The sequence below is a fragment of the Hyphomonas beringensis genome (genome assembly GCF_000682755.1).
In the GTDB taxonomy this organism is placed as follows: domain Bacteria; phylum Pseudomonadota; class Alphaproteobacteria; order Caulobacterales; family Hyphomonadaceae; genus Hyphomonas; species Hyphomonas beringensis.
The window spans coordinates 62,245-87,604 of record NZ_AWFF01000087.1; the positions used below are offsets into that span (position 1 = coordinate 62,245).

The 25,360-nt window shown below is 61.4% G+C and carries 22 protein-coding genes; 10 read left to right on the forward strand and 12 right to left on the reverse strand.

Features of this window, described 5'->3' with window-relative positions; genetic code table 11:
- Nucleotide 1: 1 nt before the first annotated feature.
- Together HY29_RS18680 and HY29_RS16475 are read left to right on the forward strand one after the other, a co-directional pair.
- Nucleotides 2-1,849 (forward strand): hypothetical protein, encoded by a 1,848-nt coding sequence (locus HY29_RS18680; protein WP_155838394.1) that lies wholly within the window; start codon nucleotides 2-4, stop codon nucleotides 1,847-1,849.
- Nucleotides 1,850-2,003: 154 nt separating this feature from the next.
- Nucleotides 2,004-2,213: a DUF3126 family protein gene (locus HY29_RS16475; RefSeq protein ID WP_034799010.1), complete on the forward strand. Its 210-nt coding sequence runs from the start codon at nucleotides 2,004-2,006 to the stop codon at nucleotides 2,211-2,213.
- Nucleotides 2,214-2,271: 58 nt separating this feature from the next.
- Here HY29_RS16475 and HY29_RS16480 read toward each other — a convergent pair whose 3' ends face one another.
- Entirely contained in the window at nucleotides 2,272-2,700 is a 429-nt protein-coding gene (locus HY29_RS16480; protein ID WP_034799014.1) for a hypothetical protein, read from the reverse strand.
- Nucleotides 2,701-2,938: 238 nt separating this feature from the next.
- A complete protein-coding gene (gene xseA / locus HY29_RS16485) occupies nucleotides 2,939-4,354 on the reverse strand; it encodes an exodeoxyribonuclease VII large subunit (protein WP_034799017.1) in 1,416 nt (471 codons plus the stop codon).
- Between the two features lie 134 nt (nucleotides 4,355-4,488).
- On the opposite strand from xseA, the gene HY29_RS18685 reads away from it, so the two are divergent.
- Nucleotides 4,489-5,496 carry a sensor histidine kinase gene (locus HY29_RS18685; protein ID WP_162176752.1) on the forward strand — a complete coding sequence of 336 codons (1,008 nt, stop codon included), beginning with the start codon at nucleotides 4,489-4,491 and terminating at the stop codon, nucleotides 5,494-5,496.
- 16 nt (nucleotides 5,497-5,512) lie between these two features.
- Here HY29_RS18685 and HY29_RS16495 read toward each other — a convergent pair whose 3' ends face one another.
- The 3 genes from HY29_RS16495 to HY29_RS16505 form a co-directional block, all read right to left on the reverse strand.
- Nucleotides 5,513-7,363, reverse strand: a complete 1,851-nt coding sequence (locus HY29_RS16495; RefSeq protein WP_081811468.1) for a PAS domain S-box protein — start codon at nucleotides 7,361-7,363, stop codon at nucleotides 5,513-5,515.
- A 235-nt stretch (nucleotides 7,364-7,598) separates the two neighbouring features.
- Nucleotides 7,599-9,023 carry a TadE/TadG family type IV pilus assembly protein gene (locus HY29_RS16500; RefSeq protein WP_034799019.1) on the reverse strand — a complete coding sequence of 475 codons (1,425 nt, stop codon included), beginning with the start codon at nucleotides 9,021-9,023 and terminating at the stop codon, nucleotides 7,599-7,601.
- A gap of 186 nt (nucleotides 9,024-9,209) precedes the next feature.
- Nucleotides 9,210-9,908 carry a hypothetical protein gene (locus HY29_RS16505; RefSeq protein WP_155838395.1) on the reverse strand — a complete coding sequence of 233 codons (699 nt, stop codon included), beginning with the start codon at nucleotides 9,906-9,908 and terminating at the stop codon, nucleotides 9,210-9,212.
- 221 nt (nucleotides 9,909-10,129) lie between these two features.
- Here HY29_RS16505 and purD point away from each other — a divergent pair, with 221 nt between their 5' ends.
- The 5 genes from purD to HY29_RS16530 all read left to right on the forward strand — a co-directional run bounded on the left by purD (nucleotide 10,130) and on the right by HY29_RS16530 (nucleotide 16,888).
- On the forward strand, nucleotides 10,130-11,428 hold the full coding sequence (purD, locus tag HY29_RS16510; protein ID WP_034799034.1) for a phosphoribosylamine--glycine ligase: 1,299 nt from the start codon (nucleotides 10,130-10,132) through the stop codon (nucleotides 11,426-11,428).
- The gene (locus tag HY29_RS16515; RefSeq protein WP_034799036.1) at nucleotides 11,425-11,955 is read left to right on the forward strand and encodes a DUF1993 domain-containing protein; all 531 of its coding nucleotides are present in this window, start codon (nucleotides 11,425-11,427) and stop codon (nucleotides 11,953-11,955) included. The genes purD and HY29_RS16515 overlap by 4 nt, the downstream gene beginning before the upstream one ends.
- A 122-nt stretch (nucleotides 11,956-12,077) precedes the next feature.
- Nucleotides 12,078-14,018, forward strand: a complete 1,941-nt coding sequence (locus tag HY29_RS16520; protein ID WP_155838396.1) for a hypothetical protein — start codon at nucleotides 12,078-12,080, stop codon at nucleotides 14,016-14,018.
- 147 nt (nucleotides 14,019-14,165) lie between these two features.
- Nucleotides 14,166-16,142 carry a hypothetical protein gene (locus HY29_RS16525; protein ID WP_155838397.1) on the forward strand — a complete coding sequence of 659 codons (1,977 nt, stop codon included), beginning with the start codon at nucleotides 14,166-14,168 and terminating at the stop codon, nucleotides 16,140-16,142.
- A gap of 101 nt (nucleotides 16,143-16,243) precedes the next feature.
- The gene (locus HY29_RS16530) at nucleotides 16,244-16,888 is read left to right on the forward strand and encodes a TetR/AcrR family transcriptional regulator (RefSeq protein ID WP_162176753.1); all 645 of its coding nucleotides are present in this window, start codon (nucleotides 16,244-16,246) and stop codon (nucleotides 16,886-16,888) included.
- A 6-nt stretch (nucleotides 16,889-16,894) separates the two neighbouring features.
- On the opposite strand, the gene sigJ is transcribed toward HY29_RS16530, so the two are convergent.
- The 7 genes from sigJ to HY29_RS16565 form a co-directional block, all read right to left on the reverse strand.
- The gene (gene sigJ, locus HY29_RS16535; protein WP_034799043.1) at nucleotides 16,895-17,764 is read right to left on the reverse strand and encodes an RNA polymerase sigma factor SigJ; all 870 of its coding nucleotides are present in this window, start codon (nucleotides 17,762-17,764) and stop codon (nucleotides 16,895-16,897) included.
- A complete protein-coding gene (locus tag HY29_RS16540) occupies nucleotides 17,761-18,297 on the reverse strand; it encodes a hypothetical protein (RefSeq protein ID WP_034799046.1) in 537 nt (178 codons plus the stop codon). Before HY29_RS16540 ends, sigJ begins: the two co-directional genes overlap by 4 nt.
- A complete protein-coding gene (locus HY29_RS16545) occupies nucleotides 18,294-18,683 on the reverse strand; it encodes a hypothetical protein (RefSeq protein WP_034799049.1) in 390 nt (129 codons plus the stop codon). The genes HY29_RS16540 and HY29_RS16545 overlap by 4 nt, the downstream gene beginning before the upstream one ends.
- A gap of 64 nt (nucleotides 18,684-18,747) precedes the next feature.
- Complete coding sequence (locus HY29_RS16550) at nucleotides 18,748-20,613, reverse strand: ABC-F family ATP-binding cassette domain-containing protein (RefSeq protein ID WP_034799050.1); 1,866 nt, start codon at nucleotides 20,611-20,613, stop codon at nucleotides 18,748-18,750.
- A gap of 58 nt (nucleotides 20,614-20,671) precedes the next feature.
- On the reverse strand, nucleotides 20,672-22,189 hold the full coding sequence (locus tag HY29_RS16555) for a M61 family metallopeptidase (protein WP_081811470.1): 1,518 nt from the start codon (nucleotides 22,187-22,189) through the stop codon (nucleotides 20,672-20,674).
- Between the two features lie 97 nt (nucleotides 22,190-22,286).
- Nucleotides 22,287-22,571 (reverse strand): hypothetical protein, encoded by a 285-nt coding sequence (locus tag HY29_RS16560; RefSeq protein ID WP_034799052.1) that lies wholly within the window; start codon nucleotides 22,569-22,571, stop codon nucleotides 22,287-22,289.
- A 61-nt stretch (nucleotides 22,572-22,632) separates the two neighbouring features.
- Complete coding sequence (locus HY29_RS16565) at nucleotides 22,633-22,899, reverse strand: hypothetical protein (protein ID WP_034799055.1); 267 nt, start codon at nucleotides 22,897-22,899, stop codon at nucleotides 22,633-22,635.
- 109 nt (nucleotides 22,900-23,008) lie between these two features.
- On the opposite strand from HY29_RS16565, the gene HY29_RS16570 reads away from it, so the two are divergent.
- Nucleotides 23,009-24,097: a phosphotransferase family protein gene (locus HY29_RS16570; protein ID WP_034799058.1), complete on the forward strand. Its 1,089-nt coding sequence runs from the start codon at nucleotides 23,009-23,011 to the stop codon at nucleotides 24,095-24,097.
- Complete coding sequence (locus HY29_RS16575; protein ID WP_206741989.1) at nucleotides 24,094-25,329, forward strand: MFS transporter; 1,236 nt, start codon at nucleotides 24,094-24,096, stop codon at nucleotides 25,327-25,329. The genes HY29_RS16570 and HY29_RS16575 overlap by 4 nt, the downstream gene beginning before the upstream one ends.
- Nucleotides 25,330-25,360 lie beyond the last annotated feature (31 nt).

The following is a 25,360-nucleotide window of genomic DNA, read 5'->3' on the forward strand; positions in this document are numbered from 1 at the left end:
CATGTGGTATCTCCTTATCCAGATCCTCGTACTCATGATCTTCGCGGCCGTCGCCGGGGCATTGCTTGCCTATTGGTGGATGAAGAACCGCTATGAGGATGTCACGGAAAGCTATGAGGACATGCTGGAGCGGTCCGCGCATGATGCGCTGCCACCTCCTGCGACGCGCGCTGACCTGCAGGCCTTTGTGTCCGGTCTGGAAGCGCGGCTTGAGGCGCGTCTGGAAGGCCTGCCCGCCCTCGTCACGCGGGAGGAGCTGGACACTGGCCTGCGCGGCATCGGCGCCCAGATCGCCTCTATCCCGCAACCTGAAATGCCGGAACAACCGGACCTGACCCCGATCACTGCGCATCTGGAAACGGTCACCCACCGTCTGGACGGCATCACGGGCAATGTGGAAGGCATGCGCACGCACCTGACGGCAGACGGCGAAGAGAGCGCCTTCACCCCGCTGATCGGCCGCCTGTCACAGATTGAGGATGCTGTTGGCCAGCTGAAGAATACAGAGCTGAACTCGGTTGAAGGCCATCTCGAAAGCCTGGAAGCCCGCATCTCCCGCATTGAGGATGGCGTGAACCTGCTGATGAGTGTGGAAATTCCCAAGCCCCCGGAAATGCCGGAGATTCCGGAAGTGGACCTCGGCCCCGTGCACAGCGCGCTGGCCAGCATCCAGCTTGCCATCGAAAGCATCGACGTGCCGATCACGGATCTCGACCCCATCCGGCAGGATTTTGGCCAGATGGAAGCCCGCCTGGCTGAGTTTGCCGAAGGGCTCGATGCCCAGCGCAAAGCCGACAATGAAAGCATGACGATCCGTCTGCAGACCTTGTCCTCTTCGCTTGCCTCCCTCCGTGTGCCGGATGTGGACGGCCTGCGCGAGCGCCTCTCCAAGCTGGAAAATGTCATCACCGCGCTATCGGAGCAGAAGTCAGATCTTGGCCCGATCACCGAAACCCTGCGTGAGATCGACAAGCAGATGCGCAACCCGTCGGATGACATGCGCAAGATGTCGACCCGCCTTGCGGATCTGGAAGGCGGCACCGCCGCAGTTCACGCAAAGCTGGTGCTGCTGGAGAGCACTGTGTCCGGCATGCGGCCAGAGCCAGTTGACCTGAGCCCCGTTCAGACCCGCATCTCGCAAGTCGAAGCGGCGCTGTCCTCCCTGCGGGTGGAGTTGCAATCCCTGCCGGACAATGCACCGCTGGAGCGCCGCATCGCGGGCCTGCAGGAATCTGTCCTGTCGCTGAGAGAGCCGGACCTGTCCGGCCTTACAAACTCTCTGCGCAAGATGGAATCGCGGATGAATCTCGGCGCTGTGGAAGACCGGCTGAATGCCATCGAATACGCGCTGTCATCGCTGACGCATTTCGTACGTACGCGACCAGACCCGGTCGACTATTCCTTCCGCACGCCCGCTCCGATGCCGGCCTATGAGGATCAGTCAGGCCCCACCTTCACGCTGCCTGTGAAGACACCGGCCTCGCCGCCTCCACCACCGCCACCCCCTCCGGCGAAGCAGCCCGCACCTGAAGCCGTTTCAGGTGATCCGGTTCAGGCCGCCATGCGCCCGGATGACAAGGCGAACCTGCTGGTCGAAGCGGCCTTCGGGGAAGGCGACGATCTGGAGCTGATCAATGGCGTCGGCCCGATGCTGTGCGAGCTGCTCAATGATGTCGGCGTCTACTATTTCTGGCAGGTCGCCGAATGGGGCGAGGACGAGATCGAATGGGTCGATGGCAAGCTGGAGCACTTCAAGGGCCGTATCGAGCGTGATGACTGGGTCGGCCAGGCCAAGCAGCTGGCTGAGCGCCCGGATGTCGCCAAGCGCCCGCGCCCGCATTCCGACTAATGCGGCATGGCGGGGGCTGGCTCTGCTGGCGCGCGTGACAGTGGGGCCGTTCGGTCTATATCAGGCGCATGGCCTGATTGCAGGTCGAGCGGTTGCAACGGCACCGAAAATCTCTAGGTTGCGCCGCGAACACCGAACATAAAGGAGCCGCGTTATGGAGCGCGAAGAAACGCTGCGTCTTGAGGCGTACCTGAAAGAGAAACTTCACCCTGGCCTCCGCCTGGTGCCGCGCGACAAGACGGATGATTCCGTTGAGTGCTATCTCGGCGCTGAGTTCCTGGCTGTCGTCTACAAGGATGTCGACGAGGGCGAGACCTCTTACCAGTTCCAGATGACCGTTCTGGAAGAAGACATTAACGGCTAAGCTGACAGAGGCCGTCCCGGCGCCGGAACGGTCCTCATTCAGCCATCTGGCCCTGCCCCTAAAAGGGCAGGGCGCATATGTCCGGCTCAACCCATTCGCGCCGGGCTTTCACGCTGAACAGCGTGTCCCGGTGCCAATATTCGAAAACCCAGTCCGATTTTCCGCACGGGCCGGCCAGCAGGCCGGATAGCACGGCGTGAATCGGCGTGCCTTCAGGCGCTGAGCGCCAGGCATGCTCGGCGGCTTTCAGCGAGGCGATGGTGATCGTCTCATGATAGCCTTCCGCGTCTGTGTTTCGGCCGCCGAGGGATTCATTATAGGCGCGGATCATGCCGGGCATGTCGCGATATGCGGCGGCGGCATCCTCCGCGATCAGGCCCAGCGCCGCGGCCCAGTGGGCGGCATGGGTCCATTCCGCTTTCGGCACGCTGCATCTGCGGAAGCCATCCAGCAGCACGGCGATATCGTCATCGGTTTCAAAACGCATCTTTCAGTTCCTTAAATGATGGCGGGACCAAAACAAAAGCCCCGCCGGGTGGCGGGGCTTGTTGGGTCGAATGCTGGTATGACACGCGGGTCAGTCAGGCAGTCGCCAGGCACAAGCACACGCCGGCTGGATGAGCCGAGTCTGTTGCTGAACGGTGATCGCGTGTTTGTGCATGAAAGCCGGTTAACGAATCCTGCCGGAAATGGCAAGTCCGAATTTATCCTTAGGCGGAGTTCACCTAGAAGAGAGAGCCCTGCTGGCCTTTTGGTTTCGGCTTGTCTGCCTTCGGTGCAGGCTTTGGCGTGGAGGGCGCTGGCTGCGGCGCGCTGCCGTCCGGGCGGGCCATGACATCGCCATCGCCAAAGCTGACCTTGAAGGCAGGCGATTTCGCCGCCGCACCGGCAGAGCGGATCAGGTTTCCATCCGTGTCCCGAACAATTGCATAGCCCCGCTTCAAAGTGGACTGATAGGAAAGGGTTTCCAGCAGCTTGCCCTGGCTGGAGAGCGCCGTCTTGCGGGTCTCGATCAGGCGCATCAGGGCCGGGCGGGCGCGCACGGCCGTGTCGCGCAGGCGCTGTTTCGAGGCGCGGATTTCGCCGCGCAGACTGGCCGGGCTGAGCGATTGGCGTGACAGGCGCAAGCGGGCCTTCTGGACCAGGGCCAGCGCCGCCTTTGGCAGATTCCCGCTGGCATAATCCAGCCGCTGGCGTTTGGTTTGCAACAGCATTTCAGGGCGCGGCAGGCGGGCGGCGGCCAGCTTGTCTTTCGCCTGTCCGGTGCGGCGGGAGAGGGCGCGCTTCAGGCGCTCGCCATGCTCTCCGGTCAGCAGCAACAGTTCTGAGCGCACCGGCACGGCGATCTCGGCAGCGCCTGTCGGCGTTGGCGCGCGGGCGTCGGAAACATAATCGATCAGCGTCGTATCGGTCTCGTGGCCCACGGCGGAGATCAGCGGAATCTCGCTTTCAAAGGCTGCGCGGACGACATTTTCTTCATTGAAGGGCCAGAGGTCCTCAATCGAGCCACCGCCCCGCGCGACGATCAGCACGTCCGGCCGGTCAGCGCCGGTCATGGCGTTGAAGCCCTGGATGCCGGCCGTAATCTGCCCGGCGGCCTGGTCACCCTGGACGAGGGCCGGCCACACGATGACGCGCACGGGGAAACGGTCCCGAATCCGGTGCAGGATATCCCGAATCACGGCGCCGGTCGGGCTCGTCACCACGCCGATTGTCTTCGGCAGGAAGGGCAGCTTCTTCTTGTGCTCGGGCGCGAACAGGCCCTCGGCGGCGAATTTCTTCTTGCGCTCTTCCAGCAGGGCCATCAGCGCGCCAGCGCCAGCCGGGCGCATGGAAGAGGCCAGCATCTGATAGTTCGAGCGGCCTTCATAAATCGACAGGCGCCCCGTCGCGATGACTTCCAGGCCCTCTTCCGGGCGGAAGGGCAGCCGGTCGACCTGGCTTTTCCACATCACCGTGTTGAGAACGGCCTTTTCGTCCTTCAGGTCACAGTACATATGGCCTGACCGGGCAATGGTGACGCGGCCCAGCTCTCCGCGCACGACGACATGGTCAAAATTGGTCTCAACCGTCCGCTTCAGGCTGGCGGCGAGATCGGAAACCGACAGGGCGGCGTCATTGGAGGCAGGGGGTGTAGGCATATGCCTGTTTTGGACGCGCTTGGCAGTCTGGGCAAGGGGCCGAATGCGTCTCTACCTTTCGGAGAATGGTCATAGTCGCTTAACTTCTTTTGGGGCAAAATATGCGCGCATGCCTTCTGGAGGGGGATGAGGAGATGGCAGATACACTTGAGTTTCAGTCAAGAACAGGCGGCTTTGATCTGGTTCAGGCCGCCGACCAATGGCTGCAGCCCATGATGGTACTGGACCGGGAATTCTGCTTCGTTTTTGCCAATCGCGCCTATCAGCGCATCATGGGCAAAACCTGGAAAGAGATGGAAGGCCGGTATTTCTTTGACGTCTTCTACCATGCCCCGAAGAAGAAAGTGGAAGTCGAGGCGACGTTCCGTGAGACATTTGACGGCGAACTGACACATCTGGCCGAGCAGCCCTATGAGCTGGAACAGCCGGACGGCTCAATTCATGTGCGCACCTGGCAATGGGTACAGAAGCCTTTCTTCAACGCTGATGGTCAGGTGACGCATATCGTACAGCGTTGCGAAGACGTGACCGATCGTGTGGAGCTGATGCGCCAGAACGAGATCATGTCGAACGAGCTGGCGCACAGGATCAAGAACATGTTCTCGGTCATCATGGCGACGGCGCGGATCTCCGGCTCTTTGGCGGATGATCTTGAGGGCTTCATCGATGAGTTCAATGACCGTCTGGTCTCGATGAGCCGGGTCTATTCCAGCCTCACCACCAATGACTGGTATGGGCTGCCTCTCCGGCATATTCTGAAAGAGGAAATCGAGGCGGCAGTGCACCGCGATACATCAAGATATTCCCTCTCCGGTCCGGACATCACGCTCAGCCTGAAATCGACCAAGGATGGTGCACTGATCATTCACGAACTGGCCTCAAATGCCAAAAAATATGGCTGCTTCAGCCAGCCTGAGGGCCGTCTGGATGTGCGTTGGTATCTGGAGGATGAACATCTGGTCGTCGAGTGGGAGGAAAGCGGCCTGACTGACGTCAAGCCGCCATCCCGGAAGGGCTTTGGCAGCATCCTGTTCCACATGTTACCCAATCTGAAGGTCACGCGGGACTTCCGGGAGACCGGCCTTATGGTGACGGTGCGTAGCCCGATTTCCATTTCCATATTTGGTGAGGAAGAGGCCTGAGCCGAGCCTGTGTGGATCAGGCCTGCCTGGCTCTTTCAGTCAGCAGGTTTGTCACTTGCCCGACAAGGCGCTGCGTCAGGATGGGCTTCGTCAGGAAGGGGCTGTTCTCATAGGCCTTCCCGGCGGTATCGCGTGAACTGCCGGATACGGTGACGAAGGGGATGCCTGCCTTCATCAGACGCTCTGCGACCGGGTCTGCCGTTTCGCCTGCCAGGTCCACATCCACAACCGCGCCGTCGCACTGGACCTTGTCCAGCAATTGAAGCGCTTCATAGACAGAGCCCACCGGGCCAATCACTTCATAGCCGGAATCCTCAAGCGCCGCTGCGACATCAATCGCAATGATGGCCTCGTCTTCCACGACCAGGATGCGCTGGACCTGCTTCGCGCTCTGCGGGACAGGCACAGTCGGAGCAGGAGCGTGCATTTGCTCTGTCTCCGGAGCATGCTCTGCGCTCTTGTAGTCGTCATCCTCAAAGACGCGATCATCAATGCTGCGCAAATGCCAACGAACGCCTTGCGGCAGGAATTCCAGCTTCACAGGCTGACCAAAGGCGATGCGGGCCATCTTCTCGATCACGGTGGAGCCAAAGCCTCGGCGCTCAGGCGCCGTGACGGGCGGGCCGCCCTCTTCGCTCCAGGTGATGTCGAACTTGCCTGTGCCGTTCTGCAGTACGTCCCACACGATGGTGACCGTGCCGGTATCATTCGACAGGGCGCCATACTTGCCGGCATTGGTGGCCAGTTCATGAAGCGCCATGCCCAGGGACTGGGCGGCGGCAGATGTGAGGCGGACTTGCGGCCCCTTGAGGAAAATCCGGGTGCCGATCAAATCCTTGAAGTGGGCCAGCTGTGAGTTGACGATTTCATCCACGCGCGCCCCGCGCCAGCCGGAATGGACCAGCAGGTCCTGGCTGGAGGCGAGCGACTGCATCCGCTCAGAGAAGCGGGGCATGAAATCTTCGTGCTTGCTGGCCGTCTGGCGGGCGATGGCCTGCACCAGAGTGATCATGTTCTTGGAGCGGTGATTGACCTCGTTCATCAGGAACTGGATCTGCTCCTCATGCTGTTTCTGGTCTGTGATGTCCGTATTCGTGCCGAACCAAAGCGCCAGTTCTCCCTGCTTGTCATGCACGGGCAGGGCGCGGGACAGGAACCAGCGGAACTTGCCGTCTGCGCCGCGCAGGGGGAAGGTCTCTTCCCACGGCTCGCCAGTGTCCCAGGAATGCTGCATGCTAGTTGTCACGCGATCCACATGGTCCGGGTGATGCAGCGTTTGCCAGCCCCAGCCCTTTGTCTCCTCCAGCGTGGTGCCAGTATATTCATACCAGCGCTTGTTATACCAGAAAATCAGGCCTTCCTTGTCAGCCATCCAGGCCAGCTGAGGGATGTTGTCGGCAAGCGCCTCGAACCGCTCCTCGCTTTCCTGAAGCTGTAGCTGATTTTCATACTGACTGGTGATGTCGCGCACGATCTTCGACGCGCCGACAATCTTGCCGTCATCATCGTGGATCGGTGACACAGTGACAATCATGCGCAGCCTGCGCTGATCCTGGTGAAGGCGGACTGTCTCATGGTTGCGAACGGTCTTGCCTGCCGTGATGCTTGTCAGGATATCGTCTGCTTCCTGTTGCCGTTCCGCCGGAATCAGCAGGCGCACAGAGCGGCCAATGGCCTCTTCGGGCTTGTAGCCGAAAACACGTTCTGCAGCCGGATTCCAGCTCGCAATGGTGCCGTCCAGCGCCGTCGAGATGATTGCGTCTGATGAAGATTGAATGATTGCGCCGAGCCAGGAACTTTCCGATGCCGATACAATCGGGGGGCCAGCTGCCGGTCCGGGAGCATTGGGGCGTTTATTCCGCGCCATAGGGAGAGCTCCCGCTTTCATGTGTGGGGCGTGATTTCACGCCGTCGTGTCCGCACATAATATCAACGATAGAGAGGGCTTGTCTATAACCCTGATCAATGCCTCAACAGTGTGTGCGTGACTGCCGCCACGATGGCTCTCAACCTGCCGGAATGCCAATGGCTACGGGCCCTTGTGGTTCAAACAAGGGCCCGCATGCCGGGGGTATATGACAGGTGGAAACAGGCCCCTGCGATTAGTAACGGATACGCAGATCAGAGATGGATTGAGCGATGTGCGTATAGGCATCTTTCAGCTCGTCAGCGTTTTCCGGCTCGAACGCAAAGTCCGGCCCGCTGGAGCAGTAATTCAGGATGGCCTTACCTTTTGAGGGGGCCTGGAAGGCAACCGTATAGATCTTGATTCCGCGCGCCTTGATGGCATCGCACATCTTTTTCGATTGCTGGTTCGAGTTGCCATTTGAGGAGTCATACTGGTTCAGGAAGTCACCATCCGTCATCAGGATCATGGCTTTGGCAGTATCCGGCTCTTCATAGGCCCAGGGCTTGGAGCTGGCGGGCCAGATCGATTTCCACTCCGGTGCAATCAGATACCAGCCCCAAGCGATGCCGAGATGGCCGGCGGTGCCGCCGCTGGCGGGCAAATTATTGATATAGGCGTTCAGCACATCCGTATTGGAGGTCAGCGGAACCGGTGGCGGAGAGTTGCAAGCCTGGTCTGTATTCCAGCGGTCACGGGATTCGTCATATGTGGCGCCGACGGCTTCGACCCAGGCGAACGGACCCGGCGCCGCATCGGTAAAGGCTTCACTCCCGAGACGTTCCTTGACGCAGGTATTGTTGATTGTCTTGGTCGTGGTGCGCGGCTCCCAACTATAATCCGGGACCCATTGCTGCTGGCAATCGTAATACCATCTGCCGCGATATTTGTACCAGTCGCAGACTTCCTCATAGTGGCCGCCATCCTGGACCTGCACGTAGTATGTGCCTTCATAGGTGCGGACCTTGGTTTTGCCCGTGACCGGAGTGAAGAACGCACCGGCATCCATACCGTAGGAATAGGACACCATACCGATACGGACATCCCCGGTATCGATGAGGCTCGAGTCTTCCGGCAAAAGCACCTTCACGGCGAGCACTGCGGCTTCCTTGAGGGCTGCGTTCCGGCTGCCGGACATGGAGCCGGATGTGTCGAACACAAAGGCGATGTCGACCTTACCGATACCGTAGGTGGAGGCGGAGGAGACCGAATAGTTGATATGGTTCACGCCGGCCAGCTGCATGATGGCGGTATCCTGGCTGCACTTGATGTCAACCTGGATGTCCTGGGTGCTGCTGGAGATCGTGGAGACCGGATCCTTGCACCCCATCCCGCCCGAAGCGAGCAGGGACGAGTTGATGTAGTTCTTGATGTATTCCTTGATCTCGGCGTCTGTGCGCCCATCCTGCATCTCGCGTGCGCCGGCAATGACCGCGCTGTCGATGATCTGCTGGACACGGTTCTTGCTGGTGTTGACCTGCTGAAGATCAATGGCGAAGCCCATCAGAAGAAAGATCGGAATGACCGACAAGGCGAAGATGATCGCGACGTTGCCGTCTTCACGCGTGCGTGCCCGGTTCCAGGCCTTTGCGATGAGCTTTGAAAATTTACCCTGATACATGTTTCCCACCCCAGAATAAGGCCGGGTGCGGCCTCTTACGGTTCGTGCGCACCCTCGCATATCTGGATAACTCTACGGTGAAAGCGGGCGGGACGTTTTCAAAACGGGCAGTAAGAAAGCCTTAACCAGCACAGAGGGCGTGAGGGCAGGGCACTCACGCGGGGGACAGATGGTTTTGCGGGGGATTCAGGACGTGTTCGGCCAGAGCTGTTCAACGGTCTCATCATGCAGGGCAAGGGCTGCTTCCTGTTGCAAATGCTTCAGGTGGCGCGCGTAAAACACGGCCGGGTCAAGCCGCTGGACGGGGCGAAGCGGGCCTGCCAGAAGCCGGCGCATTTTGGTGACGTAAAGCGCGGCATTATCCAGCGCGTGGTTAATTGCGAGCAGGCGGCGGACCAGCGGTCCGGACGGAACAAGATCATCCGGCGCAGGCGGATAATCGCGCAGATCTACGGGCGTGTCCTCATCCAGGAAGCGGATGCGCGGGCCGGTGCGGAAGGCTGGCGGCGGGGGCGTGCCGGCACGCCTGGGGCCGTCTTGCGGCTCGGTCAGGCGAAAGTGCGGAATGGGAAAGGCCGGGCGGGACGGGGTCTGCGCCGGGCCTTTGGATCCTGCCGCAGGCTGGGCTGTGGGGAGGCCGGGCCTCGCGGCAGGTGCTGGCAGGGGGCCGAGTTCCAGCGCCTTCAGGACAAAGACCCGGCGCAGGACAGGCTCCAGAAAGGCCAGCAGGTTGCGGATTTCGCCATGTTCCTTGCGGTTCAGGAAGGGTTTGGCAGGGATGGGATAGAGGCCCAGCCGCGCCTGTGCCGAACCCGCCAGATAGCCGATTGCGTCCCACCAGAAGCGGACAAGGCTGACAATGTGGCGGGCGGGGCGATAGGTCATGCCCGCAAGAATGAGGGGGCCGCCTTTGCGCCGGATTGGACCGGGTGGAAAAAAGGCCTCAATCAGGCGGACTGTTTTGAAAGCAATAGGGTAATTTTCACGCACACAAGAGGACGAGCGGGGATTGCGCGTCAAATATGCCCGGTCAAATGACGCGGATGGCATCAAAGGCACGCATACAGGCTTGATCTCCGGCACGGACCCGCGCATCAACCCGTTCCATGAACATACTTCTCATCGGATCGGGCGGGCGTGAACACGCTCTGGCATGGAAAATGGCGCAATCGGCGCTGGTAGACATGGTGCACTCCACACCGGGCAATCCCGGCATGGACGAAGCGGGCCCCTGTTTTGACGTGGCCGTGACGGACATCGACAAACTGGTGCAGCTGACCCTGCAGGTGGAGCCGGACCTTGTGGTCATCGGGCCGGAAGCGCCGCTGGCGGCGGGCCTGGCCGATGTGCTGAGGGCGCGCGGCTTTGACGTGTTCGGGCCGAGCGCGCAGGCCGCACAGCTGGAAAGCTCCAAGGCCTTCTCCAAGGCGCGGATGAAGGAATATGGCGTGCCGACGGCGGCCTATGGCGAGTTCACCGATCCGGTGCTGGCCAAGTCTTACCTGCGAACGCTGGAGGCGCCCTATGTGCTGAAAGCCGATGGCCTGGCCGCCGGCAAGGGCGTCGTGATCGCGCCGACGCTGGAAGAGGCCGATGCCGAGATTGACGAGATGCTGTCCGGCAAGTTCGGCGATGCTTCCGCGACGCTGGTGATCGAGGAATTCATGCATGGCGAGGAAGCCAGCATCTTCGTGATCACGGACGGCACGGGCGCGGTCTATCTGCCTGCTGCGCAGGACCACAAACGCGCCGGCGATGGCGACACGGGCCCGAATACGGGCGGCATGGGCGCCTATGCCCCGGCCCCGGTGGTGACGGACGAGATCCTCTCCCGCGTGAAGAAACAGATCGTACAGCCCATGCTGAAAGGCATGAAGCGCGACGGCATGCCGTATCAGGGCGTTCTCTATGTCGGCATCATGGTGACGGCGGACGGCCCGAAAGTGGTGGAGTTCAATGCCCGCTTCGGAGACCCGGAATGCCAGGTTCTGATGAAGGGCCTTGCTGGCGACATCGTTCCGGCGATCCTGGGCGCGGCGACGGGCGGCCTGGAAGGCAATGAAGAGGCGTTCGAGGCGCTGCTGGAGCTGGACCGGTTCGAGCCGACGGCAACGATTGTTCTGGCCACGGAAGGCTATCCCGGCAGCTATGCCAAGGGCTCTCTCATCCGCGGCGTGAAGGCCGCGAACGAATTGCCGGGCGTTACCGTGTTCCATGCGGGCACGGATGTGGACGAGAGCGGCGCGCTGATCGCCAATGGCGGGCGCGTCCTGAACGTGACGGCCAGTGGCGACACGCTGAAACAGGCCGTGGACCGCGCCTATGCCGGGGTCGACGCCATCGACTGGCCAGAAGGATTTTGCCGCCGCGACATTGGCTGGCGCGCTTTGGGAGAGACGGAATGAACCTTCACGATCTGGTCGTTGTGGCCCCGAAACAGATGCTGCTGGCGCTTGCCGGGCAGCTGGACAAGGCTGTGGCATGGGGCAAGGAGAATGGTGTGTCTGCGGACGAGTTGCTGCAGAAACGCCTGGCGCCGGACATGTTCCCCCTGTTGATGCAGGTGAAGTTCATCTCCCTGCAGGCGCGTGAGACGGTGTGGCGTCTGCGCGGCGATGAGGTGGTTATGTGGGAGTCCGGCGACACGATGGACGAGATGAAGGCGCTGATTGCGCGCACCGTGTCCATGCTGGACGAGGTGAAGCCGGAAGACTTTGACGGTGCGGAAGACCGCGTACTCTCTGTCACGCTGCCCAATGCGATGATGTTCGAGCTGGAAGGCGCAGACTTTGTGCGCGACTGGGCGATCCCGCAATTCCACTTCCATGCCGTCACGGCCTACGCTATTTTGCGCAATGCCGGGGTTGATCTGGGCAAGGCGGATTATGTGCCGCACATGCTGCCCCATCTGCGCCCGGTGACCACGGCCTGATTTCCCCCCATCACATCCCCCCTTGGGGTGATGCCGCAGGACGCGCCCCGGCATAATGTCTGGTCATGTCGTGGAAAGGCGCTACAAATATCAGCGTCTGAGCAAGCCGTGGGGAGACGTTTTTGTTTCGATATCTGATGCTGGCCATGCTGCTGGCCATGAGCGCGCTTCAGGCGCATGCGTGGAAGTCTTATAGCGACGCAGGCAGCCTGCTGGCCGATATCAGCCGGGACAGATGCGTTGAGGACGCGCCGGAAGGCTTCAACTGCCTTTCGAAAGACATCCGCTATGTGCGTACCGATACGGGCACCATGCCGGTGCGGCTGTGGTCCATTTCGCAATTGGACGGCGAGCAGATGGGCGTGATCCTGGACAGGTACACTCTTCCGCGTGAGGACTTCACAAGGTACGCGCAGGATTATGGCGGCCAGAGCAAGGGCAACGGCTATAGCTGGATCTCCAAACAGGTCGTGCTGCAGGGCCTGGCGGCCGAGGACGGCACGATCCTGTTGCCGGCGGAATACATCCAGGTACTGCCCATCAGTGACAAGGTGGCCCTCGTGATGGCGCTGGACTACCGGTATTATTTTGTGACCCTCGACCCGGAGACGCCGCACCTCTTCAAGCTGCCGTTCAAGCACTACGAATTCTACTTCATTTATGGCCGCACGCCCGAAACCCCCTTCACGCTGATGTTCCATGACAAGACGGCGACGGATGCGCGGGGCAAGACGCTGGTCGTGATGGATAATATGGGGAAAGAGGTGCACCGCATCACCGACGTCGTGAACGAGGGCAGCGGGGATTACGATTTCTACTACTATGGCAATGGCAAGATTGCCTTTCCGGTGAAGGGCCAGGACGGGGCGGGCCTGTCCGTGGTCGTCAATGCGCTGACGCTGGAGCTGGAAGAAGTCGGCCCATATTTCCAGACGCTGCCCGTGGGCTATGCGCTGGCGGATGAGTGGGACGATAATAATTTCAATAATTACCAGCAGGCCCCAGTGCAGCGCGTTGCGACCATGACATCCGGACACGGCATATTGTCCGGAGAGCAAATCTACCTGCCCATTCGCAAAGCGGATGGCGAGGTGCTGAATTTCGACCATCCCAACATATTGGGCATTGTGCCGCTGTTCCTGCCGGAGATTGACGGCGTGCGTGGCTGGCTGGTTGTGTATGAGGCGGCGGACGGCCGGTGGTATCGCCTTGTGGCAAACGCCCCGGATGGAGATCTGCTGAGCGGCAAGCGGGACGAGTTGATGCCCGAATCCATCATGGAGCTGATCCTGGGCCGCGAGGGCTATCCGCCCTTTGCCGATATCTGGCTGGGAACGCTGGACAAGGATGAATATTATGGCCTGTTCGCGGGTGCAGACAAGCGCGACATACCGGAGCCGCCCTTGCGGCTGGCAGTGCGCTATTTCAAGAATCCGATGAACCGCTCCGAAGGGGTGACGGACTGGTATGATGCCGGCATGGATATTGGCCGGGAAGAGCTGTGGGCCGCCTATGAGGCGCGGGACAATAAAGCAACGCACCCGGACAATCCGCTGGCGATGGAGCGTCCGCTGATCCTGAAGACGGCCCGCGAATGGTGGCAGAACAACAAGAACTACCGCGAATATCTGGAAACGCCATGGGAGGTGTTGCAGGCACGGTATGAGGCCGAGGCGAGGGACTCCCTGAAGATAACTGCCGATGCGATATTGGCGATGAACAGCAGTGATGTGCCCTATGGCGGGGATTTCTACGCCGCGGCCCGCACGCTGGGCGGCAAATATCTGAGCGCGTATTGGCGCCGGTGGCATGCCCTGCCGCGATCCAGCGACGCGTATGATATCTGCAGCCGGTTCGGGAACAACAGCTATGAATGCAATTTGGTGTGGCCATGGGCGCAGGGGATATCTGACGGCCAGCGCGCGCAGGAACAGAAGGCTGCCCAGGCCTATGCGCAGGACGTGGCACGCACAAAGCGCCGGGCGCCCGCATACAACAAGCCGGTGTCGGAGCCGCGCTGTTACAATCAGGGCGATGGCACGGAAAAGTGCTTCTATGATTAGCGGCGTTTGATCCGGAGGGCGCAAGAATAAGCTGCAGCATCCCCCCTCCGGGGGATGCTGCCTTGGGGACATCTCCATAGTATCAAGGTATCGTCATGATCCAGCCTCGTCATATCCGGCGTCTGGATACGCTTTGGGGAGATGCCTGTGTTTCGATATCTGATGCTGGCCGTTCTGGTTGTCGCAGGGGCGCTGAACGCCCATGCGTGGGAGACGCTGAACGACAAGAATTTCGACTCGACCGTTCGCGATGGCGGGTGCGTTAGCAAGACCGATTTCGAACGCTGTGTGTCTGCCCGGCCAATTTTCGTGCGTACGGACGAAGGCCCCTCGGTCAAACGATATCTTCTCGCCAGTCATGGTGTGACGACAGCGGAGCTGGAGGCGATGCTGGACGAGTTGGGCGTTTCGACGAGCGTCTATGTGGACTATGTCTGGGACAACGAGGGCGGTCGCGGGCGGAAGCATATCGACTCAGTCGCAGAGCAAACGGTGCTGTTCGGCCTGATGGCAGAAGACGGCACGACGGAGCTGGCGCCGCCGATCTACAAGAAGGTCTGGCCTGTGAGCGACAAACTGATCCTGGTCAGGAGGCTCAACCTCGGCTGGGGCTTTATCACTCCGGGTGATCCGGCATCCTTCAGGGCGCTTGATTTTCCTTGGGACAATTGGGACTGGTATTTTGGCAACCAGGCCTCCTTGCCGTCGATGATTATGTTCAGAAGCAAGAGCACGACACCCGGCCTTTTGAAATATACCGTGATCAATACAGACGGAGAGCCCTCCACCACGATTGACAGGGTCAAGCCGACCAAAGGAGACGGGAAGCCATTTGCCATAAATCGCAGTGGTTATCTTGGGTTTCCAGTTCGCACTGAAGACGGCGCCGACACAACCGTATTCTTGAACGTGAAGACACGCGATATCGAGCGGGCCGATCCGACGTTTGAGTTTGTGCCCGTTGGCTGGAGAATAACCGGCGAATATGACCTGGATGTGGGAAGGAAAGGATTCACTTTTACGCCCATGGAAAAGGTGGGGACAATATCTTCAGGTCACGGAATAATATCCGGCGGCATGTATATGCCGCTGGACGATTGGGACAGTGCTCTGAAGCCGAACCCCGAGGCAGATGAACAGAAGATCATTGGCATCGTGCCGATCTATCTTCCTGACGAATATCAGAATGTGCGCGGATGGATCACGGTCCATGGCGACGATACGCGGCGGTGGTACAAGCTGGTGGCACATGCGCCGGAAGAGGATGCGCGCGGGAAGGAGCAGGTCGGCGAGAAGGACGAGCTGGATCCCACGGATATCATTCGCTATGCAAAATATTTTCCTCCGGTGGCTGATATCTGGATCGGGTCTGCGGATGAGGCCAAGTACAGGGAGCAATTCAGGAACGCGGACCCCCGGGATGTTCCCCCGCCCGAGCAGCGCGTCGTGGTACGTCTGTTCGACGATCCCGATCATCCCGAAACGTCCGGCATGACCGACTGGGTCAGCACAGGTAACGATCTCCACAGGCGAGCTATCGAGAAAGCCTATGATACGGACATCTCCACGATGAAGACGCACCCCTCCGATCCACAGGCGCTGATCACAAACGGCGTTATTCTGACTGCGGTCGTGAATGCCGGCCAGAACAAGGATGACCGGGAATATCGTGAAATGACGCCTGCGCAACGCCAGGCACGAGAAGCCCAGCGCGAGGCGAATTATCAGGCCGTCCTGGCGCGTGTCCAGGTTTCCATGGCCGATGAAATCCTGCAGTCAGGCCGGTCCGTCAGGGAGTATGTCAATTTCTACGCGGTGGCGAAGAGACATGGCGGCAAGTATCTGAGAGCCTATTGGCAGGAGTACGGGCATCTGCCGGACATAGCGGATTCAGGCGAAATCTGTAACCGGTTTGGACAGAACAGTGAGGAGTGCCGGCTCGTCTGGCCCAAGGCGCAAGCCTATTATGCCGAGGAAAAGGCGAAGTCCGACCGCGAAGCGCAACGCTATGCCAGGGAACAAGCGGATCGCCGCCCTGACCCCAACTGGAACAGGCCTTCCAAGAGCAAAGAGCCACGTTGTTACAACAATTATGATGGAACGGAGACGTGCTTCTCTGATTAGGCAGGACAAGAGGCGGTCATGCATGCTGTCGTCAGGCTTCGGGGATTTGAATTTTGCGATAGCTTGACGGCACCGCCATGTTTGACGGTAAGATGCGGCCGATGACCAAAACAGATGATAATGGGGCGGGCAGCCAGGCTGGACGAAAGCGGCGGACGCGAAAGGGCGAGGAAACACGGCGCCTGCTGGTGACATCCGCCGTCGAATGTCTGACCGAGCAGGGCTATGCCGCGACTTCCGTGGAATCGGTGATGGCGAAGGCCGGGGTCAGCCGGGGCTCTATGCTGAACCAGTTTCCGACGCGACTGGACCTGATGAGCGCGGCCAGTGAAGCGGCGATGCGCGCCATGATCGCCGATACACGCGCGCGATTTGAGGGCGTGGACAGCCCGGCCACAAAGATGCGCCGCCTGTGCGACATGTTCTGGCAGACGCAGAACATTCCGGAAGCCGCGGCGGTGACGGAAGTCTTGCTGGCTGCGCGCTGGGATGCGGATCTGGCCAAGCGGCTGCGCCATATTGCGGTCGAGATAGAAGTGGAAATCGACGCAGACGTTCAGCGCATCGCGCAGGCGGCCGGCATCAAGGATGTCGAGGCGTGCATTGTGCATGCGCGGATGCTGATCCTGTCTCTGCGGGGCATTACGCTGGAATTGATGTTCGACCCCCAGCGCGATGTCATCCACAGCGCGCTGGCCGAATTGCGTGCCATGCATGCCGCCTTTTGTGATCGGGTGCTGGGCTAGGCCCGCTCAGGCAGGCAGCTTGTCCGGATTGCGCATGGCATAGAGCCAGGCGATGCGGCCGGAGGAATCCGGGGCGAGGGTGAGCACCAGGTCTATTTTGCCATTCAGACGACGGACGATGGCGGGCGCCCTGTTGGCGCTGGCCGGTTCGACGGTCCACTGCGCCTGCTCTTGCGCCGCTTTCTGCATGATGGCCATCAGGACCTGGGCAATCTCTGCCGGACCCGTCAGAGGACGGAGGGCCGCGCGGGCTTTCTTTCCGCCATCACTGTAGGCGGTCGCATCTGGTGAGAAGAGGGCGAGCACGGCGTGGTGATCCTGCGCGGCGGCGGCAGATAGGAAACGCTGCAGCAGATCTGCGACCTCGGCAGGGCTGGCGTCGAAGCGCGGGCCGCTCTCCTGCAGGCGCTTGTGTGCGCGGCTGACCAGCTGGCGGCAGGCGGCCTCTGACTTTCCCGTGGCGGAGGCAATCTCGTCATAGCCAGCATCGAAAGCTTCGCGCAGGATGAAAGCGGCGCGTTCGGTTTCTGACAGGCGCTCCATCGCCCAGAGGAGCGCCAGCTCGCATTCCTGGGCGAGGGCGAAGCTGTCTTCCAGTGAGAGCGTGTCACTCTCCACCAGTGGCTCCGGCAGCCAGGGGCCGGGATAGGTTTCCCGCCGGGACCGGGCAGAGCGCAGCGCGTCGATTGCAATACGCGTCGCGGTGCGGCGCAGCCAGGCGCGCGGGTTTTCGATGGTGTCGTGATCGGCCTGCTCCCAGCGCAGCCAGGTGTCCTGCACGGCATCCTCGGCCCCTGCGCGCTCTCCCAGCATGCGATAACAGAGGGCCGTGAGGGCCGGACGTTCGGCTTCGAAGATGGCGGTGTCGGCAGTCATGCGGCGAGCTTCACGACCTTGCCGCCAAAGTCCAGCCTCTTGCACGCCTTTCCGTGGCCGAGGCCGCGTTTCAGCACCGGATAGATCCGGCCTGAGGCCGCAGCGAAGGCGCAGGAGACAGCGGCCTTCTTGCCGAACTCGCTTTCGATTTCGCGGCGCAGGTCGTCGGCAAGCGGGTCGCCCGTAATCGCCATCATGGCGAAGCGGAAGCCGAGGCCGATGGCGCCCGCGTCCTGTGGACGGCCCTCGGCGCAGGCCTGGAGGCAGGCTGCGTCGGCGCCGCCTTCTAGCGCCATGTCGACGACAAGCTGGGCGCACGGGCCGCAATCGCCCTCCAGCGTGGAGGCGAGCAGCGCGCCGGTCCACACGGCCTGCCCGGCGGCGGGGCCGCGATACTTGTAGAAGTTCGGCAGGCGGGAAAGCCCGATGGCGGCGGGCACGCTGATGTCGATGAGGTCATGCATGTAGTCGACGTCGTAGGTGTAGTGCCGGCCCATCTTGCGGGCCTTGTCGTGGAGGAATTTGCGGATCATGCTCTGAGCTCCTTGCGGGTGAAGTTGAAGGCGGCAGCGAGGGCAAGCCAGGCCGGGGCCTGGATGCCGGTGAGGTTCACGAGCGCGATCTGGTCGAACGGGGCGCCGCGATGAACGGCCCAGATCCAGACATGGAAAAGCGCGTGAAGAGCGGGCCATATGGCGCCGCAAACGGCCGCCGTGCGGTCGGACTTCGCAGCCCCATAGGCAAGGGCTGCCCCGCTCATCCCGAAGGCGAGGGCGATGTCACGCACGAAATGCGGATTGAAAGGCCCCATCATCGCGACGCCGGGCACGGTTTCGTACCAGGTGTGCGGCGCGAACCACATAATCAGCGCATTGGTGAAATGTGCGGCGGCGATGAGGAAAAGGGCTGGTCTCCACATGTCATGTCTCCTGTTTCAGAGACATGACGAGACAGCGCCCGGTTTTGTGACAGGACGGGCTGGCTTACGCTTCTGCTTCCAGCGTTTCTGCGGCTTCCAGCCATTCGGTTTCGGCGGCTTCGGACGCTGCGGCGTGGTCGGCGCGGGTCTTCAGCAGTTTTTCGAGTTCTTCCGGAGGCGGAGTGCCTGCGGCCAGTTTGGCGTCGATCCTGGCGATGGCGGCATTGGCCTTTTCCATGCGCTCTTCAGCCTCGCGGGCCTTTTTCTTGAGGGCGGAGAGGCGTTTCTTCGTCTCCGGGTCTTCAGCCTTTGGGGCCGCAGCTTTCTGCGGCTTTGCTGCCTTTGTCTCTTCCCGGTCGGCCTTCATGACGAGGGCGCGATAGTCTTCGAGGTCTCCGTCATAGGGCGCGGCCCGGCCATCCTTGACCAGCCAGAGCCGGTCAGCGGTCGCTTCGGCCAGATAGACATCGTGCGTGATGAGCAGGACAGCGCCAGGGAAATCGTTCAGCGCGTAGATCAGCGCCTCGCGGCTGTCGATGTCGAGGTGGGAGGTCGGCTCGTCGAGGATCAGGATGTGCGGCGCTTCGGCCGACATCAGGCCGAGCAGCAGGCGGACTTTCTCTCCGCCGGACAGTTTCTCGACATTGGTCTCGACCTTCTCATGCGGAAAGCCCATGGCGGCTGCGGCAGCGCGCACCTTGGCCGGGGGCGTACCCTTGGGCATGATGCGCTGGATATGCATCAGCACGCTGTCGCCTTCTGAGAGTTCGTCCAGCTGGTCCTGCGAGAAATAGCCGATGCGCACGGCGCGCGGGGCGATGCGCTGGCCGCCCATCAGGGGCAGGCGTTCGGCAATGGATTTGACAAGCGTGGTTTTGCCCTGTCCGTTGGCGCCGACAATGGCGATGCGGTCGTCCGGGTCCAGACGAAGAGTCACCTTCTTCAGGATGACGGCATCCTCGCCATAGCCGAGATCGGCGTCCTTGATCTCCAGCATCGGCGGGGCGAGCTTGTCTGCCGGTTCGGGGAATTTGAAGGGCGTTGTGCGGTCTGCCACCGGGATGGAAATGTCCTGCATCTTTTCCAGCATCTTGATGCGGGACTGGGCCTGGCGGGCTTTCGAGGCCTTGGCGCGGAACCGGTCAACAAAGCTTTGCAGGTGGGCGCGTTCTTTCGCCTGTTTGGCCTGCTGGGATTCCAGCTGGGCGAGCTTTGCCGCGCGCAGCTTCAGCCAGTCATCATAGCCGCCTGGCGAGATGGACAGTTTGCGATGTTCCAGCGCCATGGTGTGGGTGACGCAGCGGTTCAGCAATTCCCGGTCGTGGCTGACGATCAGCACCGTATACGGATAGCGCTTGATATAGCCTTCCAGCCAGGCGGCGCCTTCCAGGTCCAGATAGTTGGTCGGCTCGTCCAGCAGCAGGAAATCCGGCTGGGAGAAGAGGACACCGGCAATCGCCGCGCGCATGCGCCAGCCACCGGAGAATTCCTTCGTGGCGCGCGACAGGTCTTCGGTCGAGAAGCCTAGGCCGTTCAGCACTTCGGCGGCGCGGGCCTCTGCCGTCCAGGCGTCAATGTCCAGGAGGCGCTCATGGATCTCGCCGATGCGGTCCGGGTCGGTCGCCGTTTCGGATTCCTGCATCAGGGCGTGGCGCTCTGTATCGGCGGCCAGCACGACATCCAGGATCGTGTCATCACTGGCGGGCACTTCCTGCGCGACCCAGCCGAGACGCGCGCCCGTGTTCAGGCGGATGGCGCTGTCGGCGGTCGGGCGCTCCACATCCTCGCGGATCAGGCGCAGCAGGGTGGACTTGCCGGTGCCATTGCGGCCAACCAGGCCGACTTTCCAGCCGGAAGAGATCTGCGCCGAGGCAGATTCAAACAAGGGCCGGGCTTCGACCTGAAAATCGAGATTGGAAATCGTAAGCATAGGCGGCGGTCTACTAGAGCGCCGCGCGAATGCAAGGGCGGGTGTGCGGAGACCTTTGTTAGCGTGCCTGACGGGCGAAAGGCCCGGCAATGGCGGCGCGGCAGGCGGCCCTGTCTGCGCCGGGCGTCAGGATGAGACGGGCGGGGGCGTCTGGCGGGGAGTCCACACTCAGGCAGCTTGGCAAGGTGAGCGCTGTGAGAGGCAGTTTCGCGCCGCCCTGAACATAGGTGGCAAGGTCTGCTTCAAAGCGCGGGCCGATAACGGTTTCGAGCGCAGCGTGGATCGCCGCATCGGGCAGCAGTAGGGTCTCTCCGCGGGCGCGGGCGGCCTCTGCCCGGTCCAGCAGGGCGGCGACGGCCTCATCCAGGCTGCGGCCTTCAGCGCGGGCGAGCGTATCCCAGTGGAAGGCGAGCAGCGTGCCGCGCTGATAGGGCAGGCGTTCGGTTTCCCGGCTGTCCCAGATATGCGCGATCAGATCCCCGGCGGGCATCGTGTTGACGGAGGAGACCTCATACTCCGCCCAGAGAGCATTCATGTTCTGCAGGAAGTCTTCAAGGCTGGTCTCCCCAGCGCCGAGCAGGGTGAGCTGGGTGTAGTATTCTGTGAAGCCTTCCGTAAACCACATGCGGGCCGGGTCTGTGGCTTCATCGGTCTGGCCCATGCGGCGCGTGATCCATTCGTGGAGGATTTCGTGCGTGATGGTGTGCGTCAGGTTTTCCGGGTCTGCATTGCGAGTGGCGAGCAGGAGGAAGGATTCAGTGAGGCCGGTGCCGATGACGGAGGAGCCTTCCGGCAGGTCTGGCAAAGGCGTGACGGCCAGGAAATACTGGTCAAAGGCGGCGTCTTCAAAGGCCTCTCCCGCGAGGCTGAGCACGCTGGACGTGGTGAAGGCGATGTCGGCATCGGGCAGGCGCCAGTCCCCGAGGATGGCAGTGCGCACGCCGGTATCGGTTTCGCCAAAGCGGTAGGCGCCGAAGGCGTAGAGGCTGTCCTGCGCGGTAGAGAGCGGGATCGGGGCGGATATGCCATCCGGTGCGGGCTGGCTGAACGCTGCGCCGAGGGGGAAGCCGGTGAACGTCACCTGAAGCGCCGGATCGCGGCCCTCGACCGAGGGCAGGATTGTATGGCCGATCAGCGAGGCATAGGCAGGCTGCAGCACCGGGCGCATGCCGGGCATACGCTGGACACCCCATTGTGGCAGGCCCTGATAATCCTGGTGGATGTCATAGCTCAGCTGAATCATCTGCTCCGGTGCAGCGCGGACGGTCACGCGGTTGCCATCCATCTGTGCTGGCAGGGCGTCCCCTGTTGCGGGGTCAAACACGGCGCGGTTGGAGACGAGTTGGCCAAGGTCTTCATCCGGCCCCCAGGCTTCGGGAAAGAGGAAAACCGTCTCTCCATCTGTATCCGCAGGCAGGGTGAGGTCTATCCGAACCGTTTCGAGACTGTCTGCGCTGACCGGGGAAAAGCTGAGCGTCTCGGACGGCAGCGGCGCTTGCGCGGGTGCAGAGACGGGTGTGCCGGTTGCGCACGCCGACAGCAACGCGGCGGTGGCCACGGAGATTTTCAATTGCATTCTGAGTTGCCTCGTATCGAAGTGGATACGCCCCTTGGCGGAAAACCTAGACGGCTTTCCGGATTATCTCAAACGCTGAGTTGAAAGTTGCAGGCGATTATTCCGGCGTGCTGTCTGAGATGGCAGGACTGGCGGCGGGCGCTTGCTGGCTGGCCTCCAGAAGGTCTGTGTTCTTGCGCAGCTCTATGATCAGCATGATCAGGGCGACCAGGATGGCGACATTTATGGCCAGAGTGAGCCAGCGATTGAGGCTGTCCAGTGTGCGATCCGGCGGGCGCACGTCATCGGCCTGAATGATGGTGACATCCGGGGGCGGCGGCGGCGGAGGCGACGCATTTGTCGGGCGCTTGCGGAAGATACCTTTGACGCGGTTCACGACCATGTGCATGCCTCATTAGGTGCGGAAGTTCAGAAACGCACACAAGAGCGCGCCGCCCGCCGCGTCAATGGGCTTGTGGAAGTGGCTGGCTGCGAATCTGTTGATCTGCATGTGCGACTGGCGGCAGGGCGGGGCAGGCCGCCTGCTGTTCGCTGGCGAAAGACAATAGGCGCAGCGTGGCCGATTTTGTTCGGGCGACGCGAACAATCCGCGCCGATTGAACACGCCGGACGGCCTCTCGCCACAAAATGATGGCCAATAGCGCGGTGAGTGTAATAGTTACGGCAGCTATAAACGTCAGAACTGTCACGAGGGTTTCGATCTTGCGCATGGCGCGCGCCTTTCCTGATGGCGGTCATACGGACGCAGGGGAAGGCCTTGGCGTGGCGTAAGCCGTAGGTATGGTGTGACAGGTAAAGTTGGAAAAAAGAGGGCAGAAAATGGCCGAGGGAGAAACCGCCGCGGAATTGTTTACAGGCACCAAGCCTGTCGCGGAGTCACACAAATTCGATGAGACCAAACTGGCGGCCTGGCTGGAAGCCAATGTCGAAGGCTATGAAGGGCCGCTGGAAGTGCGCCAGTTCAAGGGCGGGCAATCCAACCCGACCTATCAACTGGTCACCCCGAACAAGAAATATGTGATGCGCCGCAAGCCGCCGGGCAAATTGCTGCCCAGCGCCCATGCCGTTGACCGGGAATATCGCGTGATTTCGGCGCTCTACCCGCTCGGCTATCCGGTCGCCCGGCCCTATGGCCTGTGCACCGATGAGAGCGTGGTCGGCACGATGTTCTATGTCATGGACATGGTGGAAGGCCGCATCCTGTGGGATGGCACGCTGCCGGACTATGAACCCGCGATGCGCCGCAAGATCTATGAGGCGAAGGTGAAGACCTTTGCTGATTTGCACAATGTCGACTGGCGCGCGGCCGGGCTGGAAGGCTTTGGCAAGGAAGGCGACTATGTGGCCCGCCAGATCCATCGCTGGACGAAACAGTACAAGGCCTCCGAAACGATCCACATTCCGGAGATGGAGCAGCTGATCGAGTGGCTGCCGAATAACATCCCGCCGGGCGACAGGACCACGATCGTGCACGGCGACTATCGCCTGGACAATATGGTGCTGCACCCGACAGAGCCGAAAGTGATTGCGGTGCTGGACTGGGAGCTGTGCACGCTGGGCGATCCGCTGGCAGACTTTTCCTATCACCTGATGAACTGGGTGATGCCGCCGGGCGATTCCACGCGCGGCTCCATCATGGCGATTGATGATCTTGAGGCGTGGGGCATTCCCACGATGGAAGAATATGTCGCGATGTATTGCGAGCATACGGGCCGCGATGGCCTGCCGGAGCTGGACTATTACTTCGCCTATAATGGCTTCCGTCTGGCGGGCATTCTGCAAGGCATTATTGGCCGGGTGAGGGACGGTACCGCCAATAGTGCGAATGCGGAAAGCAATGCCGCGCGCGTTGTGCCGCTGGCCAAGTTCGCCGCCGAATATGCCCGCAGAGCCGGGATGCCGGGGTGACGCCAGAACCCACCGGGCCCTCCGGGGGCGGGCCTGAATATCAGTACCTCAGTCGGCGGGACTTGTTCCTGCTGACGCTGGCCTGCGCCGCAGTGACGGCGAACGCGTATTATATCCATCCGATCATCGCGCTCGTCGCGGATGATTTTGGGGTCAGCGCGTCGCAGATCGGCATGGTGCCGGCCTTTAACCAGATTGCCTTGGCGCTGGGCATTTTCCTGCTGCTGCCGCTGGGCGACCGGATTTCGAACCGGCGGCTGGCGTCGATCTTTGCGGCGGGGCAGTTCCTGGGCCTGGGCGTGATGGCGTTTGCAACGGAGTTCTGGTTGTTCCTGGCCGGATCAACCTTTCTGGGCTTTGCGACGATTACGCCTTACCTGCTGCCGGCCTATGCCTCTAAACGCGCGCCCGCGACGCGGCTGGGCAGCGTAACGGCGATGCTGGCGACGGGCGTGGTGAGCGGCATTCTGGTGGCGCGTGTCGGCGGCGGCTGGGTGGGCGAGCATCTGGGCTGGCGCGTTGTGTATTACATTGCGTTCGGCATCATGGGCGTTGTCGCCTTCCTGTTGCCGCGCATCATGGATGAGCGCCAGTCATCCGAGGATGATACGCCCAAGAAGAGCTATATTTCGCTCGTCCTGTCTCTCTTTCCCGTGGTTCGTCAGTATCCGGAAGTCTTGCTGTCCGGCGTCATTCAGGGGCTGGGCTTTGGCATATTCCTGTGCGTCTGGCTGGGGCTGGGCCTGTACCTGACAAGCCCGCAAATGGGATATGGCGCGGACACGGTGGGATATCTGGCGGCGATCTCCTTGCTGAACCTGATCACGACGCCGCTGCTGGGCCGCTGGGCAGACAGGCTGGGGCCCCGGCGCACGCGCTTTTTCGGCGCGCTGGTGCACTTTAGCGGCGTCGCGCTGCTGGGCGTGTTCGGGCATTCGCTTTACCTGCTGATCATTCCAATTGTGCTGATGAACATCATTGGCCCGCTGGTGGACGTGACGGGTCGGATGACCTTCCTGAACCAGCCGCAGGGCATTCGCACGCGCCTGATGACGGCGTATATCGTGCTGATGTTCATCGGCGGCGGCATCGCCAGCTGGGCGGGCACAAGCGTTTACGAGCATTGGGGCTGGCATGGCATTACGACGCTGTGCCTCTGCCTGTCGGGCCTGCTCGTCACCCTGTCATTCGTCAGCATGCGCCTGACACCGGACCGGCCTGCCAGGATGTGAGCAGGGCCCCGGACACAAGTTACAATTATCC